The sequence below is a fragment of the Nocardia fusca NBRC 14340 genome (assembly GCF_001618425.1).
Taxonomy (GTDB): Bacteria; Actinomycetota; Actinomycetes; order Mycobacteriales; family Mycobacteriaceae; genus Nocardia; species Nocardia fusca.
In genome coordinates this window covers 12,733-31,212 of the sequence record NZ_BDCU01000028.1, presented here as the reverse complement: position 1 = coordinate 31,212, position 18,480 = coordinate 12,733, and the positions used below count along the sequence as shown (strand labels likewise).

At 69.2% G+C, this 18,480-nt stretch carries 13 protein-coding genes; 10 read left to right on the top strand and 3 right to left on the bottom strand.

Translation table 11 applies throughout. The features are described 5' to 3' along the window. Positions 1 to 164: 164 nt before the first annotated feature. Positions 165 to 1,562, top strand: a complete 1,398-nt coding sequence (locus tag NF4_RS17235) for a hypothetical protein (RefSeq protein ID WP_063128359.1) — start codon at positions 165 to 167, stop codon at positions 1,560 to 1,562. Between the two features lie 3 nt (positions 1,563 to 1,565). Here the strand turns inward: NF4_RS17235 and pgi are convergent, their stop codons facing one another. After that, positions 1,566 to 3,203 (bottom strand): glucose-6-phosphate isomerase, encoded by a 1,638-nt coding sequence (pgi, locus tag NF4_RS17230; RefSeq protein WP_063128358.1) that lies wholly within the window; start codon positions 3,201 to 3,203, stop codon positions 1,566 to 1,568. 638 nt (positions 3,204 to 3,841) lie between these two features. On the opposite strand from pgi, the gene NF4_RS17225 reads away from it, so the two are divergent. Continuing rightward, positions 3,842 to 5,296: an NAD-dependent succinate-semialdehyde dehydrogenase gene (locus NF4_RS17225; protein WP_063128357.1), complete on the top strand. Its 1,455-nt coding sequence runs from the start codon at positions 3,842 to 3,844 to the stop codon at positions 5,294 to 5,296. Between the two features lie 92 nt (positions 5,297 to 5,388). Here the strand turns inward: NF4_RS17225 and NF4_RS17220 are convergent, their stop codons facing one another. Continuing rightward, positions 5,389 to 5,700 carry a chorismate mutase gene (locus NF4_RS17220; protein WP_063128356.1) on the bottom strand — a complete coding sequence of 104 codons (312 nt, stop codon included), beginning with the start codon at positions 5,698 to 5,700 and terminating at the stop codon, positions 5,389 to 5,391. A gap of 340 nt (positions 5,701 to 6,040) precedes the next feature. On the opposite strand from NF4_RS17220, the gene pcrA reads away from it, so the two are divergent. Both pcrA and NF4_RS17210 read left to right on the top strand, forming a co-directional pair. Beyond that, a complete protein-coding gene (pcrA, locus tag NF4_RS17215; RefSeq protein WP_232330524.1) occupies positions 6,041 to 8,764 on the top strand; it encodes a DNA helicase PcrA in 2,724 nt (907 codons plus the stop codon). Between the two features lie 39 nt (positions 8,765 to 8,803). Then, entirely contained in the window at positions 8,804 to 9,229 is a 426-nt protein-coding gene (locus tag NF4_RS17210; RefSeq protein WP_063128355.1) for a hypothetical protein, read from the top strand. 69 nt (positions 9,230 to 9,298) lie between these two features. Here the strand turns inward: NF4_RS17210 and NF4_RS17205 are convergent, their stop codons facing one another. Next, positions 9,299 to 10,573: a M23 family metallopeptidase gene (locus NF4_RS17205; RefSeq protein WP_063128354.1), complete on the bottom strand. Its 1,275-nt coding sequence runs from the start codon at positions 10,571 to 10,573 to the stop codon at positions 9,299 to 9,301. A 606-nt stretch (positions 10,574 to 11,179) separates the two neighbouring features. Here NF4_RS17205 and sucC point away from each other — a divergent pair. The 6 genes from sucC to purH all read left to right on the top strand — a co-directional run bounded on the left by sucC (position 11,180) and on the right by purH (position 18,443). After that, positions 11,180 to 12,343 carry an ADP-forming succinate--CoA ligase subunit beta gene (sucC, locus tag NF4_RS17200; RefSeq protein ID WP_063128353.1) on the top strand — a complete coding sequence of 388 codons (1,164 nt, stop codon included), beginning with the start codon at positions 11,180 to 11,182 and terminating at the stop codon, positions 12,341 to 12,343. Between the two features lie 42 nt (positions 12,344 to 12,385). Further along, positions 12,386 to 13,300, top strand: coding sequence for a succinate--CoA ligase subunit alpha (gene sucD, locus NF4_RS17195; protein ID WP_063128352.1), 915 nt, complete (start codon positions 12,386 to 12,388; stop codon positions 13,298 to 13,300). A gap of 221 nt (positions 13,301 to 13,521) precedes the next feature. After that, positions 13,522 to 14,451 carry a DUF5336 domain-containing protein gene (locus tag NF4_RS17190; protein ID WP_063128351.1) on the top strand — a complete coding sequence of 310 codons (930 nt, stop codon included), beginning with the start codon at positions 13,522 to 13,524 and terminating at the stop codon, positions 14,449 to 14,451. 67 nt (positions 14,452 to 14,518) lie between these two features. Next, positions 14,519 to 16,096, top strand: a complete 1,578-nt coding sequence (locus NF4_RS17185; RefSeq protein WP_063128350.1) for a cell division protein PerM — start codon at positions 14,519 to 14,521, stop codon at positions 16,094 to 16,096. 140 nt (positions 16,097 to 16,236) lie between these two features. Continuing rightward, entirely contained in the window at positions 16,237 to 16,884 is a 648-nt protein-coding gene (gene purN, locus NF4_RS17180; RefSeq protein WP_063128349.1) for a phosphoribosylglycinamide formyltransferase, read from the top strand. Beyond that, positions 16,881 to 18,443: a bifunctional phosphoribosylaminoimidazolecarboxamide formyltransferase/IMP cyclohydrolase gene (gene purH, locus NF4_RS17175; RefSeq protein ID WP_063128348.1), complete on the top strand. Its 1,563-nt coding sequence runs from the start codon at positions 16,881 to 16,883 to the stop codon at positions 18,441 to 18,443. The genes purN and purH overlap by 4 nt, the downstream gene beginning before the upstream one ends. Positions 18,444 to 18,480 lie beyond the last annotated feature (37 nt).

Below are 18,480 nucleotides of genomic sequence, written 5' to 3'. Positions count from 1 at the left end.
GCGGCCCTGCCGTGGTCCGGTCGTGCGCAGCCTCGCCCCGGTAGCGCCCGATTCTTGCTCGGGCAGCCCGCGGCGCGCCCGTCGTCCGCACAGTACGCGGTGGGCTGACCAGCCGGGCCCGGTGCGCCCGGCGATCTTTCGGAAACAATGGATAACCTGTGCCAATGCGCCGATTGAGCGTTGTCGACGAAATTTTCCTGCGCACGCATCAGGGGCTCGGCACCCCGATCGCGCTCCAGGGGCTGTGGCGCACCGCCGGGGCGGTGGAACCCGAGATACTCGCACGACTGCACGAGGCACTGCGCACCGGCCCGCTCGCCCGCCGGGTGGTGCGCCCCCGAGTCCCGGGCGCTCGGGCGCGGTGGCAGCGCAATGATCGCGCTCATCCGCTCGACCGGCACCGTACGGCGCTCGCACCCGCCGAGATCCCGCACTGGGCCGACACACTCGGTGCCGAGCTGGATCCCGAACACGGCCCGGGCTGGCGACTGTCGGCGGCACCGCTCACCGACGGTGGCACGATCGTGGCCCTCACCTGTTCCCATGTTCTCGCCGATGCCCGGGGGCTGATTCTCGCCGTGGAACAAGCGCTGGGGGCGATGGACTCGGACCGCGCGGTGGACCTCGTGTGCGCCCGGCCGGTGGCGGCACCGGGCGACGACACCGGGGACGGCCCGGATTCGGATTGGTTCGACGCGGCGCGTATCTGGGCGACGGTCGGGCTCGGTGGTGTGCGTGCCGCCGCGACCCGGATACCGCGCGGTGTCCGTGGGCCGGGGCACGAAAAGCCGCTCGCCGGCCGCGAAGGGACAGCGACGGGCGCCGGTGGCGCGTCTCGCACCGGGCTTCCCTTGCCGCCGGCGATCGAGGACCGAACCGACCCATCCGGACCTGCCGAGACCTCCGCGTTCGCCGTGCTTCCCGAACCGGCGGTCATCCTGCGCTGTCCGGCCGAGGACTGGGAGGCGGTCGCCGCGCGATACGGGGGCACAGCCAACAGCCTGTTCATCTGGTTCGTCGCGAACACCCTGTGGACCGCGGGCTTCCCCGGCGCCGCGATCGCGGCGAGCCTGCCGGTGGACACCCGGGACGAGGCCCGGATCGACAACGATCTGGCGGTGACCGAGATCGCGGTGACCCCGGGGGACGGTCCGGCCGAGATCCGCGCGAAGAGCCGGTCCGCCTACGAGCGGCGGATGACCAGCCCTGGGGGACTACCGGAGGAGTTCCTCTACCTGGTGCCCGACAAGGTGGCCCATCTGCTGTCCCGGGGAGCGGGGGAACGCGACATCCTGTGCTCGAATATCGGCCCGATCCCGGCGGCGCTGTCGACCCTCGGGCCGCATGAGTGCACCGGTATCGCGACCCGGGCCGTTCATCCCGGCCTCGACTACGCGCGGCGGCCGCGCACCCGGCTGTCCGGCTACCTGTGCCGTTTCCGGGACGACTACATCCTGACCGTCGCGAGCCTCTACCCGGAACGTATAGCCGATGCGGCCGCACTGCACCGGCTGGTCACCGCGACCGCCGCGCGGGTGGACCTGCCGATCCGGCCGTGGTGAGGGTCAGCGGTTGGCGCGGTACCAGCGGATCAACGCATCGGTGGACGAATCACCCTGCGGCGCAGGGTCTTCCGGTTCGGTGAGCAGTGGTGCCAGCGCCAGGGCCTGCTGCTTGCCCAGTTCCACACCCCACTGGTCGAAACTGTCGATCCCCCAGATCACACCCGCCACGAACACCTGGTGCTCGTAGAGCGCGATCAGCTGGCCCAGCACCGCGGGGGTGAGCCGGGGCGCGAGGATCGTGGTGCTGGGCCGGTTGCCGGGCATCACCTTGTGCGGTACCAGTTCCGGCGGTGTGCCCTCGGCGGCGATCTCCTCGGCGGTCTTCCCGAACGCCAGCACCTTGGTCTGCGCGAAGAGATTACTCATCAGGATGTCGTGCATACTGCCGGTGCCGTCGCGGGTGGGCAGATCATCGGTGGGCTGAGCGAAACCGATGAAATCGGCGGGGATCAGCCGGGTGCCCTGGTGCAGAAGCTGATAGAAGGCGTGCTGACCGTTGGTGCCGGGTTCGCCCCAGAAGATCTCGCCGGTGGTGGTGGTGACCGGGGAACCGTCCGCGCGCACAGATTTACCGTTCGATTCCATCGTGAGCTGCTGCAGATAGGCCGGGAAACGGGCGAGATCGTTGGAGTACGGCAGTACCGCGCGCGACTGTGCGCCGAAGAAGTTCGCGTACCACACACCGAGCAGCGCCAGCAGGGCCGGCGCGTTCTCCGCCAGCGGCGCGGTGGCGAAATGGCGGTCCATATCGTGCATACCGGCGAGGAATTCGGCGAACCGGGTGGGACCGATCGTCACCATGACCGACAGCCCGATGGCCGAATCCACCGAATACCGGCCGCCGACCCAATCCCAGAAGCCGAACATATTGTCGGTGTCGATACCGAACTCGGCGACCCGCCCGGCGTGTGTGGACACCGCGACGAAGTGTTTCGCCACGGCATCCGGGCCGAGGGCGTCGACCAGCCAGCGGCGGGCGGCGGTGGCGTTGGTCAGGGTCTCCAGGGTCGAGAAGGTTTTGGAGGCCACGATGAACAGGGTGGTCGCCGGATCCAGATCCGCCAGTGTGGCCACCAGATCGGCGGGATCCACATTGGAGACGAACCGGGCGCCGATACCGGCGTCCGCGTAGTGGCGCAGCGCCTGGTGCACCATCACCGGGCCGAGATCCGAACCGCCGATACCGATGTTCACCACGGTGCGGATCCGCTCCCCGGTCGCACCGCGCCAATCGCCCGAACGCACCGAGTCGGCGAAGGCACCCATCCGGTCGAGTACCTCGTGTACCGCGGCGACCGCGTCCGCGCCGTCGATGGTGAGCGAACTGCCCTTCGGCAACCGCAACGCGGTATGCCCCACCGCCCGGTCCTCGGAGGTGTTGATGTGTTCGCCGCGCAGCATCCGGTCACGCTGCGTCTCCACACCTGCTTCCCGGGCCAAATCCACCAGCAATTGCAGGGTCTCCCGGGTGACGCGATGCTTGCTGTAGTCGATCCGCAGCTCACCCGCGGTCAGCGTGAGGTCGCGGCCGCGCGGTGGATCTTCGGCGAACAGGTCCCTCAGTTGTAGGGCGGCGATCGCAGTGTGATGATCGCGCAATTTCTGCCATGCCGCCGATGCGGTGATGTCGACGCTCACACTGGCCGAGCGTACAACCCACCGGTCCCGGACGCAGGCGCGGCCGGAACCGCGGCGGGTCCCGGATCGCCGGACGAAGGAGAACGAAGGCGGTTGCCCGCCGGTAACTCCAGCGGGTCGGGGTGCAGCTCTGAAGTACCTTCCGTCTGATCCGGATGGTCAGCGTCCGTGGTCGGGGCCCGCCCCGGTTCTGGAGCGACCGAGCGTGTGCGGTCGGCCCTCCAGAGACCGATGAGCGTTGAGCACTGACGGTGATGCGGACCTCTCGGGCTGGTCGAGGCGCACCTCCACATACACGTTCCGTCTACTTCGGATGGTCGACGTTCGTGGTCGGGGCCCGCCCCCGGTTCTGGAGCGTGTGCCGCCGACCGTCGATGGATCGGTGACCATTGAGCACTTACAGTGGTGCGAGCCTCCCCAGGCTGGTCAAGGTGCACGACAGCATGCCTGTTCTGTCTATTCCGGATGGTCTGCCTCGGTGGTCGGGGCCCGCCCCCGGTTCTGGAGCGACAGAGCGAAGGAGCGCAGCGACTGAGCGGCGGAGTGAAGAACCGGGGGCGGGCCCCGACCCGCGGCGCCGGAGGCGCCGCCGATAAACACAGCCGACTTCTGCCGGTTCCGCGCTTAGGCTGGCCTGTATGGCATCGGAAACCGAAGTACTCGCATCCGTCCCGAAGCAACTGTGGATCGGCGGGCCAGTCGACGCCACCGGCGGGGGCACCTTCGCGGTGCACAACCCGGCGAACGGCGAGGTGCTGGCCGAGGTGGCGGACGGGTCCCCGGAGGACGCGGTACGGGCCCTGGACGCCGCGGTCGCGGTCCAGGCGCAGTGGGCCGCGACTCCGGCCCGCGAGCGCGGGGAGATCCTGCGGGCGGTCTTCGAGCGCATCACCGCGCGCGCCGAGGAATTCGCCCTGCTGATGACCCTGGAGATGGGCAAGGCCCTGCCGGAGAGCCGGAACGAGGTCCGCTACGGTGCCGAGTTCTTCCGCTGGTTCAGCGAGGAGGCCGCACGCATCCACGGCCGCTATCTGCACGCTCCCTCGGGCACCGGCCGCATCCTGGTGCACAAACAGCCGGTCGGTCCCTGTCTGGCGATTACGCCGTGGAACTTCCCGCTCGCGATGGGCACCCGCAAGATCGGCCCCGCGCTGGCGGCGGGCTGCACCATGATCGTCAAACCGGCTTCGGCGACCCCGCTCACCATGCTGCTGCTGGCGAAGCTGTGCTCCGAGGCCGGTCTGCCCGACGGTGTGCTGTCGGTGATCACCTCCCGCCGGTCCGGCGCGGTGACGCAGCCGCTGCTCGACGATCCCCGGTTGCGCAAGCTCACTTTCACCGGGTCCACCGAGGTCGGTCGCACCCTCGTCGAGAAATCGGCTTCCGGCCTGCTGCGCACATCGATGGAACTCGGCGGGAACGCGCCGTTCGTGGTGTTCGACGACGCCGATATCGATGCGGCCGTCGAGGGAGCCCTGCTGGCCAAGCTGCGTAACGGCGGTGAGGCATGCACCGCGGCCAACCGCTTCCATGTACACCGCGCGGTGGTCGAGGAGTTCACCGAGAAGTTCGTGGCGGCGATCAACTCCCAGGTCCGGCTGGGCCCGGGTACCGATCCGGACACCACGCTCGGCCCGCTGGTCAGCGAGGACCAGTTGAACACCGTCGCCGAACTGGTCGACGACGCGGTCGACGCGGGCGCCTCGGTCCGGGTCGGCGGGAAGGCTCCGGGCGGTCCGGGCTGGTTCTATCCGGCGACCGTGCTCACCGATATCCCCGCGCGGGCGCGCATCCTCCGCGAGGAGGTTTTCGGCCCGGTGGCGCCGATCGTCGCCTTCGATACCGAGGAAGAGGGGCTGGCCGCCGCCAACGACACCGAGTTCGGCCTGGTGAGCTATATCTACACTCGGGACCTCGAGCGGGCGCTGCGGGTGGCCGAGGGACTGGAGAGCGGAATGGTGGGGGTGAACCGCGGGGTGATCTCGGACCCGGCGGCCCCGTTCGGCGGCGTCAAGGCCTCCGGTTTCGGCCGGGAAGGCGGTACCGAGGGGATCGAGGAATACCTGTCGACCAAGTACATCGCCATGACGTGACAGACAGTACGAACCGCCCTGGGGCATGGTCACCCGGGGCGGTTCGTGAGGTTGCGGCGGTCTGCGGGCCGCCGCGTCGGTTCTGTTGGGAGCTACCTGCCGAGACGTCCGCGCCCGAGACGCAGCAGCAGCATCGCCAGGGTATGACCCTCCTGGCCGAGTTCGCTGAAGCGCTCCAGCACTTTCATCTCCCGGCTGTGCACCAGGCGGGTACCCCCGGAAGCCATCCGGGTTCGTCCGATTACCCGCGAGATCTCCGTCCGGCGCTTGATGGCCGTGAGGATCTCCGCATCTAGCCGGTCGATCTCCTTCCGAAGCTTTTCGATCTCGGCTTCGGTCCGAGGGAGCTCCGAGTCCGCGTCGGTAGTCGAACCCGACCCGGTCGCCGTAGCGGGTGTGCTCATTTCTCATCTCCTCGTGTCAGAACCTGGATCGGCGCCGAGGCGCGTCGTGTTACCGATCCAGAGCTCTTCCACCGCGTGAAAAAGACCCGGCGGGTCTGGTAGTACCGTTCCCCCTTACCTGTCCCGGTCGGGCCTCAGGTGCCCGGTCTGCGGCCCAGCTGTCCACACAACCGGCGCGGATGTTTCGCTGAAGGGCAAACCATATTGCCAGTTTGCCACGGTAACCGATGTATGCAAAACGCTCACTGGTGGGGATATCGGCCCGCCGAGTGGTCCCACCGGCGACGAATTCGGCCGAGTGTTCGATCGTGTCGGGTCGCGGCGGTAGCGTGAACAGACGATGGACACCACCGCGGCAGCACTTCGTTCGGATTCGCACAATTCCCGTGCCACCACCTCCGCCGCCGGCTCGCCGGAGCCCGGCCCGGCGCCGGAGGCCGCGGCCCTGCCCGGCCTGGAACTATCCGGCGCCGACCGGCGCGCGGCGGCGCCCGGTGGCCGCGAGCCCGGTGTGCCCGGCGGCCTGGCCGCGCTGCGGCAGCGGGTACAGGCCGAGCAGGCGCAGCAGCGCACCGATACCGCGCAGCGCCGGGCGGAGGAGGCCGAACAGCTGCTGGAGGGCCTCAACCCGCAGCAGCGCGCCGCGGTACTGCACACCGGCTCGCCGCTGCTGATCGTGGCCGGCGCGGGTTCGGGCAAGACCGCCGTGCTGACCCGCCGGATCGCCTACCTGCTGGCCGCGCGCGGGGCCACCCCCGGGCAGATCCTGGCCATCACCTTCACCAACAAGGCCGCCGCCGAGATGCGCGAGCGGGTCATCGACCTGGTGGGTCCGCGCGCCGCGAGTATGTGGGTGTCGACCTTCCACTCGAGTTGTGTGCGGATCCTGCGTACCCAGTCGGCCCTGCTGGCCGGTCTGAACTCGAACTTCTCCATCTACGACGCCGACGATTCCCGGCGGCTGCTCACCATGATCGGCCGGGATCTCGAACTGGACGCCAAGAAGTACACCCCGCGGCTGCTCGCGACCGCGATCTCGAACCTGAAGAACGAACTCGTCGGCCCGGAACAGGCGAGCAGCGACGCGGAATTCGAGGACGCCGAGCTGCCGCGCGTCGTCGCCCGTGTGTACACCGAATACCAGCGGCGGCTGCGCACGGCCAACGCGCTGGATTTCGACGACCTCATCGGTGAGACGGTCGCCCTACTGCAACGGCATCCCGAGGTCGCCGAGTACTACCGCCGCCGCTTCCGGCACGTCCTGGTGGACGAATACCAGGACACCAACCACGCGCAGTACGTGCTGGTGCGGGAACTGGTCGGGCATCACACCGCGGGGTCCGGGACGGCCGGTGAAGCCGCCGACACCGACGCCGGCGCGGCGGCCGCCGCACCGGGCACCGAGGCCCCGGAACCGGATGCGCACACGGTGCCGCCGAGCGAACTCTGCGTGGTCGGGGACGCCGATCAGTCCATCTACGCCTTCCGCGGCGCCACCATCCGCAATATCGAGGAATTCGAGCGCGATTTCCCCGACGCCGAAACGATCCTGCTGGAACAGAACTACCGGTCCACGCAGAACATCCTGTCCGCGGCCAACTCGGTGATCTCGCGCAACAGCAACCGCCGCGACAAGCGGCTGTGGACCGATGCCGGTGCGGGCGAACTCATCACCGGCTACGTCGCCGACAACGAACACGACGAGGCGGCCTTCGTCGCGCGCGAGATCGACCGGCTGGTCGACGAGGGCGAGGCCGCCTACTCCGATATCGCGGTGTTCTACCGCACCAACAACAACTCCCGGGCCCTGGAAGAGATATTCATCCGGATGGGCCTGCCCTACAAGGTGGTCGGCGGGGTCCGGTTCTACGAGCGCAAAGAGGTCCGCGATGTCGTCGCCTACCTGCGGGTCCTGGAGAACCCGGACGATGCGGTGAGCCTGCGCCGGATCCTCAACACCCCGCGCCGCGGTATCGGTGACCGCGCCGAGGCCTGTGTGGCCGTGCACGCCGAACAGCGCGGTATCGGTTTCGCCGAGGCACTGCGCGATGCCGCCGCCGGTGAGGTCGCGCTGCTGAACACCCGGGCGCGCAACGCCATCGCCGGATTCGTCGCGCTGCTCGAGCAGATCCGGGCCGCCGGTGAAATGGACGAGGTCGATTTCCCCGATGTGGGCGCGGTGGTCGAGGCGGTACTGGATCGCACCGGCTACCGGGCGGAACTGGAGGCCTCCGACGACCCGCAGGACGGCGCGCGGCTGGACAACCTGAACGAACTCGTCAGCGTCGCCCGGGAGTTCAGTTCCGAGGCGCGGAACGCACTCGAGGCCGCCCGGGCCGAGGGCCTGGTACCGGAAACGGGTGAGGGCGAACCCGAACCCGGTTCGCTGGCCGCGTTCCTGGAACGGGTATCGCTGGTGGCCGATGCCGACCAGATACCCGAGGAGGGTTCGGGCATGGTCACCATGATGACCCTGCACACCGCCAAGGGCCTGGAGTTCCCGGTGGTCTTCGTGACCGGATGGGAGGACGGCCAGTTCCCGCATCTGCGGGCCCTCGGCGACCCCACCGAACTGGCCGAGGAACGCCGGCTGGCCTATGTGGGGATCACCCGGGCCCGGCGTCGCCTGTACCTCACCCGCGCGGTGGTCCGCTCGGCGTGGGGGCAGCCGGTGTTCAACCCGGAGTCCCGGTTCCTGCAGGAGGTCCCGGACCATCTGATCGATTGGCAGCGGCTGGAACCCAAACGGTCGTCGGCTCCGGCGCAGTACGGCCGCCGCCGCGGGCCCGAGTCGAGCGACGAGGACTGGACCGGCGGCTGGCCGCAGGCGCGGGAGGCCCGGCCCGGTATCCGGGAGACCCGCCCGGCTCGGCGCGGCGTGTCCCGCAACAATGTCGGCCTGGTGCTGGCGGTCGGCGACCGGGTCAGCGACGACAAGTACGGTCTCGGCCGGGTGGTCGCCGCGGACGGGGTCGGCGATATGGCCAGTGTGACGATCGATTTCGGGACCAGCGGCACCATCCGGCTCATCCCGAAGTTCAGTCAGACCCTCACCAAGCTTTAGCGTCCCCCACGGGGTTCGGCCGCGCGGTAGGTTCCGATCATGGAGTCTGTCGCGCAGCATCTGATGTGGTTCGTGCCGATGCTCTGGCTCGGCATGGTGCTGGCCATCTCGTTCCTGGAGGCGCCGCTGAAATTCCGCGCGCCCGGGGTCACCACCGAACTCGGACTGGGGATCGGGCGGCTGGTGTTCCGGGCGCTGAACACCGTGGAGGCCGTGCTGGCGGCGGTGCTGCTGGTGGCGGCCGTCGTGCTGGCGCCCGCCGGGGCGGTGTGGGTGTGGCTCGCGATCGCGGTGGTGATCCTGGTGGTCCAGCTGGCCGTGGTGCGCCCGCCGCTGTCGCGCCGCTCGGATCGGGTGCTCGCGGGTGAGGAGCTACCGCGTTCGACGGCGCACTACTGGTACATCGGGCTGGAGATCGCCAAGGCGACCGCGTTGATCGGGCTGGCGGTCGCCGCCGCACCGTGAAAGCGACCACGGCCGGGTGCTCCGAGGTTCGTGTCGTGGCTATCCGGCGGCGGAGAAGGAGAGGGCCGGTCAGTCGCCGTTGCCGGTCAAGCTGATCCCCCGGGTGGCCAGCCACGGCACCGGGTCGATCTTGTCACTACCGTTGAGCCATACCTCGAAGTGGCAGTGCGGGCCCGTGGAGAACCCGCGGTTGCCCATCGTGGCGATCTGGTCGCCGGCGTACACGTATTCGCCCACCGAGACGGTGGTGGTGTCGACGTGCCCGTAGACGGTGACGGTACCGTCGGCGTGCAGCAGGCGTACCCACATTCCGAAGCCCGAGGCGGGCCCGGCATCGATGACCTCGCCGTCGGCCACCGCGTAGATCGGGGTGCCGATGGGCCCGGCCACGTCGATGCCGAGATGCTGGACGCCCCAGCGGGCGCCGAACCCGGAGGTGTACGCGCCGCTGGTGAATTTCGCGAACAGCGGCCGGAACTTGGCTTCTTCGGCCTGGGCCAGATCCTCTGCGAATTGGGCTCCGTTGGCCAGCATCTCGCCGAAGCGGCTGGTGTCGACCGGGAGGTTGCCGCCGAGCATTTGCGGTGACGCCGTGTTCGATGCGGCGGCCGGATCCTCGGTGGCCATCGACTGTGCGGCGATCTCGTGGACCGAGCCGGCCGCCTCGTAATCGGTGGCCTGCTGTGCCTGTTTGTGCTCGGTGGGTTCGGCGGTGGCGCACTGTCCGGCGGCCACCACGGCGCCCGCGGCCACCGCGACGACCGCGGCGCGGCCCTTGAGCGCGGACGGCGGCGCGGCTACCCGATGTGCGCCCCGGGAGCGGGACTGCCGGGTTTCTTCGGGCTCGTCCTCGGCGACCGGCGCGCTCTCCAGCGCCTCGGCGATCGTCGTGGGTGCGGCGTAGCGGCCGGATTCCGCTCGGCGGTCCGGCTCGTAGGGCGCGGGGTCGGGCCACGATTGCGCCGGCGCCTCGGACCAGGACTGTGCCTCGGTCCAGCTCTGGTGGGTGTTCCAATTGGGATCACTGTGCCAGACGGGCTTGTCGTTCTGCTGCCACCCGCCCTGCCGCCAGTTGTCCTGGGCCTGCTGCTCACCACCGGACCAGCTGTCGGCCTGGGAATCGGCCCAACCCTGGTTGGTCGCCCAGAAGTCGTCGGCGGCGGTGCGGTGGGCATCGGCGGCGGCCGAGGCGGCAGCGGTGTTGAGGGGGCGGCGGCGGCCCCGGCTGTCACCGGGTGCGCCGAAGGCGTTGAACGGCTGGACCGCTTCGGCCGGCTGCGCGTTCTCGTGCCGGCGCCGGGCGCGACCGTCGGGGTGGGCGTCGAGGGTGCCGCGGTGGTTCATCGGCCGGTTCGCATCCGACTGGCACCGGACTTCCGGCCGATGGTGGGGGGATGCGGTGCCGGAAGGGCTGCTGCCGAACGGCTCTGCGACTGCGGAGCGGGGTGCTGCGTCAAGCTGCCGTCCTCTCTAAACCTGCTCAGGGAGCAATATCACGGAGATCTCTACTCGCGGAACAACCGGGTGCGCAAGCATCCACGCTGTGCAACGTTTGTGATCGGCCTGTGACATCGACCGTTCGACGGTAACGAAACGATTGCGACGCGGCAAGCGGTAGGACGTTTTCAAACGTTACTGTGACATTGATCACGTTTCCCCGGCAGGCGGACCTCACGGTCGGACACTCTGTCCTGTGATCCCGCGGCCGCGATCGTCCTCCTCGCGTGGACGGTCGCCGTGCACCGCCTGCGGCTCACCCGGAAGCTACTCGCCGGTAGCCTTGGCCTGCGGCTTTTCCCTCCCCGCGGGAAGGCTCGTGACCTGCGCCACTTAGGATGAACGTGCCCGATCGGGCGTGCCTGTGAGTGGTTAGAGTCCGAACGACCCGCTACCGACGTCGGGCCGCCAACAAAGACGTTGTCATAGCAACGCAGACGAGACGGTGAGTACATGGATCTCTTCGAATATCAGGCGAAGGAGCTCTTCGTAAAGCACGGGGTGCCTTCGTCGGAAGGCCGCGTGACCGACACTGCCGAGGACGCCCGCGCGATCGCTGCGGAAATCGGCAAACCGGTGATGATCAAGTCCCAGGTGAAGGTCGGCGGCCGCGGCAAGGCCGGTGGCGTCAAGTACGCGGCCACCCCGGACGACGCGTTCACCCACGGGCAGAACATCCTCGGCCTGGACATCAAGGGTCACATCACCAAGAAGATCCTGGTCGCCGAGGCGAAGGACATCGCCGAGGAGTACTACATCTCCTTCCTGCTCGATCGCGCCAACCGCACCTACCTGGCCATGTGCTCGGTCGAAGGCGGTATGGAGATCGAAGAGGTCGCTGCCACCAAGCCCGACCGGCTGGCCAAGGTCGCGGTCGACGCGGTCAAGGGTGTCGACCTCGCGTTCGCCCGCTCGATCGCCGAGCAGGGCCACCTGCCCGCCGATGTGCTGGACGCCGCCGCGGTGACCATCCAGAAGCTGTGGGAGGTCTTCGTCAACGAGGACGCCACCCTGGTCGAGGTCAACCCGCTGGTTCGCACCCCGGACAACGAGATCCTCGCGCTCGACGGCAAGGTCACCCTGGACGAGAACGCCGACTTCCGGCACGCCGACCACGCGGAGTTCGCGGACAAGGACGCGACCGATCCGCTGGAGCTCAAGGCCAAGGAGAACGACCTCAACTACGTCAAGCTCGACGGTGAGGTCGGCATCATCGGCAACGGTGCCGGTCTGGTCATGTCCACCCTGGACGTCGTCGCCTACGCGGGCGAGAAGCACAGCGGCGTCAAGCCGGCCAACTTCCTCGATATCGGCGGCGGCGCCTCGGCCGAGGTCATGGCCAACGGTCTCGACGTCATCCTGAACGATGCCCAGGTGAAGAGCGTTTTCGTGAACGTCTTCGGCGGCATCACCGCGTGTGACGCGGTCGCGAACGGCATCGTGAAGGCCCTCGAGATCCTGGGCGACGAAGCGAACAAGCCGCTGGTGGTCCGCCTGGACGGGAACCGGGTGGAAGAGGGTCGCAAGATCCTCGCCGAGGCCGCGCACCCGCTGGTGACGCTGGCACAGACCATGGACGAAGGCGCCGACAAGGCCGCCGAACTCGCGGCCCGCTGAGTCGACCTACCAGGGCACGCCCAGTAAAGGACACACAGAATTATGTCTATTTTCCTCAACAAGGATTCGAAGGTCATCGTCCAGGGCATCACCGGCGGCGAGGGCACCAAGCACACCGCGCTGATGCTCAAGGCCGGTACCCAGGTCGTCGGCGGTGTGAACGCGCGTAAGGCGGGCACCACCGTCTCGCACACCGACAAGGACGGCAATGCCGTCGAACTGCCCGTGTTCGCCACCGTGGCCGAGGCCATGGCGAAGACCGGCGCGGACGTCTCCATCGCGTTCGTCCCCCCGAAGTTCTCCAAGGACGCCATCATCGAGGCCATCGACGCGGAGATCCCGCTGCTCGTGGTGATCACCGAGGGCATCCCGGTGCAGGACACCGCCTACGCGTGGGCCTACAACGTGGAGAAGGGCGCGAAGACCCGGATCATCGGCCCCAACTGCCCGGGCATCATCACCCCCGGCGAATCGCTGGTCGGTATCACCCCGGCCAACATCACCGGCAAGGGCCCGATCGGCCTGGTGTCCAAGTCCGGCACCCTGACCTACCAGATGATGTACGAGCTGCGCGACTTCGGCTTCTCGACCTCCATCGGTATCGGCGGCGACCCGGTCATCGGAACCACCCACATCGACGCCATCGAGGCGTTCGAGAAGGATCCGGAGACCAAGCTGATCGTCATGATCGGTGAGATCGGCGGCGACGCCGAGGAGCGGGCCGCGGCCTACATCCAGGCCAATGTCACCAAGCCGGTCGTCGGCTACGTGGCCGGTTTCACCGCCCCCGAGGGCAAGACCATGGGCCACGCGGGCGCCATCGTCTCCGGCTCCTCGGGTACCGCGCAGGCCAAGAAGGACGCGCTGGAGGCCGCGGGTGTGAAGGTCGGCAAGACGCCCTCCGAGACCGCCGCGCTGGCGCGCGAGATCCTGGAGAAGGCGGCAGTTTCCGCCTGATCCGGTAGCAGTGCCGAACTCAGGGAGGCCGTCCGCACCACGCGGGCGGCCTCCGTGGTTTGTCGCCCACCAACCGGGAATACGGTGCGTGGACGGTATCGGTGGCGTAATCGAGCCGTCCACGGCCGAATCCTTCGGTGATGACCTCTGCGCGTGCGTGCAGTAGCGTCAAAGAGAATTCAGCCGTCAAGTACGTATTACTCGACCTAGGAGATGACGACATGTCATACCCGACCGGGGGCTCCGGGTACAACGCACCCGTTCCGCCCTCCGTTCCGCCCAATCCAGGCCAGCAGGCGGCCGGTGGTGGGAGTGCCGCTGGGGCCGGCGGGAAAGGACTGCCGTTCTTCCTCACCATCGGTGTCGCCGCGGTGGGCGTGATCGCCTTCCTGCTCGGCTTCCTGTCCTATGTGGGCGCGGATACCGATATGGATCTGCCGTCCTCGGCCGATACCAGCCTGAACCTGTTCGAGTACCAGGAAGCCACGATCGGCGGACTGCTGCTGATCGCCGCGATCCTCGCGGGCCTGTCGCTGCTGCCCAAGCAGGACTGGGTCGGCGCGGCGGCCGCGGTGGCGGCCGGAACCTTCGTCACCATCCTGTTCCAGCTGTTCAGCCTGCCCGAGGGTGCGAAGGCCGAGATCGGGCTCTACCTGATCCTGGTGCTGGCGCTGGTGCAGACGGGTCTCGCGGTGGCGGTCGTGCTGTTCGACACCGGAATCCTCACCCCGCCGGCCGCTCGTCCGGCGGCGCAGACCGGACTCCCCGGCGGTCAGCAGGGTTACGGCCAGCAGCAGTACCAGGGCCAGCAGCAGGGTTACGGTCAGCAGCCGGGCTACGGACAGCAGTACAGCAGCGGTCAGCAGCCGCAGCCGGGTTACGGCCAGCAGCAGGCGGCCTACGGGCAGCAGCCGGGTTACGGCCAGCAGCAACAGCAACAGCAGCAGCAGGGTTACGGTCAGCAGCCGCAGCAGTCGCCGTATGCCGGTGGCCAGCAGCCCTCGCCCTACGGTCAGCAGCCGCAGCAGCAGGCCTACGGTCAGCAGCCGCAGCAGCCGGGTCAGCAGGCCCAGCCGTTCGGTGGTGAGCAGCCGTCCGATCCGGCCGCCGACGCCACCCGCGCGTTCCGGCAGTCCGACGACCAGAAGTGAGCACCGGCAGCACCCGGCGCGGCGCGCCTGAAGCGTCCGCGCCGGGGCGGCTGCCACTCTGAAATCCATGAGTTCCCCGCGTACCTCGTCGAACCACCCGCTCCGGGGGGCACGCAGGAGTTCGACGCGTTCCGGCGACGAGCCGGGTTTTCTCTCGCTACCACCCGATCGCGCGCGGGTGCTTCTCTTCGTGGCCTTCCGGCCCGCCGCTTTCGCCCTGGCGGTCGTCGTGGTCACCATGCTGGTGACCCTTTTCACCGCGGGCAGCGATCTCACCGGTCTCAGTGGCGCGGTGGCCGCGGGGTGGCTCGCCGTGCACCAGGTACCGCTGCTCATCGGCAGTACGACGGTGGGCCTGCTGCCTGTGCTGCCGACCGCGCTACTGCTGTGGGCCGCGGTCCGGGAAGCCGTCGCCGCCACCGATACCGAACCCACCCGGGCCGAACTGGGTTGGCTGTGCGGTGCCGCCGTGGGCGGTCCGCTGCTGATCACCGCGGTATGCCTGGCGGTCACCGAGGACGCATCGGGATCCATTGCCCTGCAACGTCCCAACCCGCTGACCGCCTTCGGCTGGGTGCTGCTCCTGCACCTGACCGCCGTACTGTGCGGTATCGCGTTCCGTTGCCGGGAACGCCTCTTCGAGGGCCTGCCCTACGACGTGATCGCCGCCGCGTATGTGGCGGGCCGGGCCGTGTTGCGCCTGCTGGCCGCCGCGGCGGTGCTGGTGGTGCTGGCCCTGCTGGTGCACTGGGCGCGGGTCGGCGAGACCTACGGGTCCGCGGAGGGGATCGTGGACGTACTCGGGCTCACCCTGCTCTCACTGCTGTACCTGCCGAACGCCGTGGTGGCAGGGGTGGGGGTGCTGGTGGGCCCGGGGGTCGAGTTCGGTGATGCGTCGGTCGGGGTGTTCACCGTGGTCGGTGGCCCGATTCCCGCGGTCCCGGTGCTCGCCGCGGTACCGATGGGTCCGGCCGTGCTCTGGTGGGCCGTGCTGCTGCTCGTACCGGCGGCCGTGGGCGTGTACGGGGGCGTGGAATCGGCCCGGGTGAGCTACGACCGTCCCGGCGCGCCCTGGGCGCTGCTCGCCGCGGCCGGGCTCGGGAGCGCGGCGCTCACCGCGCTGGCCGCGCTGTCCGGGGGAGAGCTGGGGAATTTCGGGCGCCTCGGCCTCGAGCTTCCGGTGTTCGCCCTGGCGGTATTCGCCTGGCTGGCGATTCCCGGTTACGCCGGTCTGCTCTTCGCGCGCACTTTCGTCGTCTCCTTCCCCACCCCGCTGATGCGCCATCCCGACGCGCTCTTCGACCCGGACGATATCGACTACGACGAGGACTACTACCCCGACGACCACGAGGGCACCCGGGCTCCGGCGGACCGTGCACTACCGGCCGGGCGGCTCCCGGAGCTGCCGGGTGACTCCGCCACCGATGCGGCCGGCCGCTACGCCGGTCTGCTCGACCGGCCGCGCACGGAGTCGCCGGGGCCCGAACAGCCGCTGGAGGTCGAAGCCGAGGTGGTCGAGGACCTGCCGCGGGGAGCTGCCGCGGGGATCGTCGCCGCCGGGGAGACGGCACCCGAGATCGTGGACGCGGAGGTGGTCGAACCGGACGCGCTCGACGGGGAGGACGGAGACGGTCGGCGGAGCTGACCGGGTCCGGTCCGGGCTCCGGCTCACTGCCGCCGCAGGCAGGCCCGACCGCGTCTACTAGGCTCTATCCGTGCCGCGGGTTCGTCCCCGCCGGCGGGTGGACCCCGCCCGCCGTTCCTTCGAACTCCAGGAGTAGAGCCCTGACCGCCCCGGAACCCACCGATTCCACCCCGGCCGGCCTGGTCGTACTCGCCTCGGGGACCGGTTCACTGCTGCGCGCGTTGCTCGATGCCGCGGCCGACCCCGGTTATCCGGCGCGGATCCACGCGGTGGGCGTCGACCGGGAGTGCGCCGCCGTCGAACACGCGGCGGCGGCGGGCGTCCCCACCTTCCGGGTCGCGGTCGGCGATCACGCCGATCGCGGCGCCTGGGATGTGGCGCTCACCGCGGCAGTGGCCGGATACGCGCCCGACCTGGTGGTCTGCGCGGGTTTCATGAAACTGCTGGGTCCGGTGTTCCTGGATCGTTTCGGCGGCCGGATCATCAACACCCATCCGGCCCTGCTGCCCGCTTTCCCCGGTGCGCACGGGGTGCGGGACGCGCTGGCCTACGGGGTCCGGGTCACCGGGACCACCGTGCACCTGGTGGACGCCGGAGTGGACACCGGCCCGATCCTGGCCCAGGAGCCCGTCCGGGTCGATCCGGCCGACGACGAGGCCGAATTGCACGAGCGCATCAAAGTTGTGGAGCGACGGTTGCTGGTGGAGGTTGTCGCCGCCGTCGCGACCCGCGGAATTGTCTCCGATGGACGAAAGGCAGTTATCCCTGATGAGCGAGTTCTCCGGTGAGTGAACGCACGCCGATCCGCCGGGCGCTGGTGAGCGTCTACGACAAGACCGGGCTCGTGGAGCTGGCGACCGCGCTGCACACGGCCGGGGTGGAACTGGTGTCCACCGGGTCGACCGCGGCGCGGATCGCGGACGCCGGCGTCCCGGTGACCAAGGTCGAGGACCTGACCGGGTTCCCGGAAACCTTGGACGGCCGGGTCAAAACCCTGCATCCACGGGTGCACGCGGGCATTCTGGCCGATACCCGCAAAGCCGAACACCTCGACCAGCTCACCGAACTGGGTATCGAGGCCTTCCAGCTGGTCGTGGTGAACCTCTACCCGTTCAGCGAGACCGTCGCGAGCGGTGCGGGCCCGGACGAATGCGTCGAACAGATCGATATCGGCGGACCGTCGATGGTGCGTGCCGCGGCCAAGAACCATCCGTCGGTCGCCGTGGTGGTGAACACCGGCGACTACGACGAGGTCCGCAAGGCCGTCGCCGACGGCGGGTTCACGTTGTCGGAGCGTATCGCGCTGGCCGCCAAGGCTTTTCAGCACACCGCGAGCTACGACGTCGCGGTGGCGAACTGGATGGCCTCGACGCTGGTCGAGAAGACCGCCGGGGAAGACGAGTTCCCGTCCTGGATCGGCGCGGTGTGGGACCGTTCGGCGGTCCTGCGCTACGGCGAGAACCCGCATCAGCGGGCCGCGCTGTACACCGACGGTGACGGCGGGCTCGGTCTGGCGCGGGCGCGGCAGTTGCACGGCAAGGAGATGTCGTACAACAACTACACCGACGCCGATGCCGCTCGCCGGGCCGCCTACGACCACGAGGCGCCCGCGGTGGCGATCATCAAACACGCCAACCCCTGCGGCATCGCGACCGGCGCGGATATCGCCGAGGCGCATCGCAAAGCGCACGCCTGTGATCCGGTGAGTGCCTACGGCGGCGTCATCGCGACCAACCGCGAGGTCTCGGTGGCGATGGCCCAGCAGGTGGCCGAGATCTTCACCGAGGTGATCGTGGCGCCTTCCTACGCCGACGGTGCCGTCGAGGTGTTGCAGCGCAAGAAGAACATCCGCATCCTGATCGCCGAAGCACCGGCACCCGCGGGTGCCGAACACCGGCCGGTGAGTGGCGGGCTGCTGGTCCAGGAGCGCGATGTGATCGACGCCGACGGTGACGATCCGGCGAACTGGACCCTCGCGGCCGGCGCGGCCGCGGACGCGGCGACGATCGCCGATCTCGAATTCGCCTGGCGCGCCTGCCGGGCCGTGAAATCGAACGCCATCCTGCTGGCCCACGACGGTGCGTCGGTAGGTGTGGGTATGGGTCAGGTCAACCGGGTCGATTCGGTACGGCTCGCCGTCCAGCGGGCCGGTGACCGGGCCGCGGGATCGGTGGCGGCCTCGGATGCGTTCTTCCCGTTCCCCGACGGGCCGCAACTGTTGCTGGAAGCCGGTATCCGGGCGATCGTCCAGCCGGGCGGCTCGGTGCGCGACCAGGACACCATCGACGCGGCGCGGGCGGCCGGGGTGACCATGTACTTCACCGGGTCCCGGCACTTCGCCCACTGAGCGTGGTGCCCGTGGCGGGGACCGCCACGGGCACCGA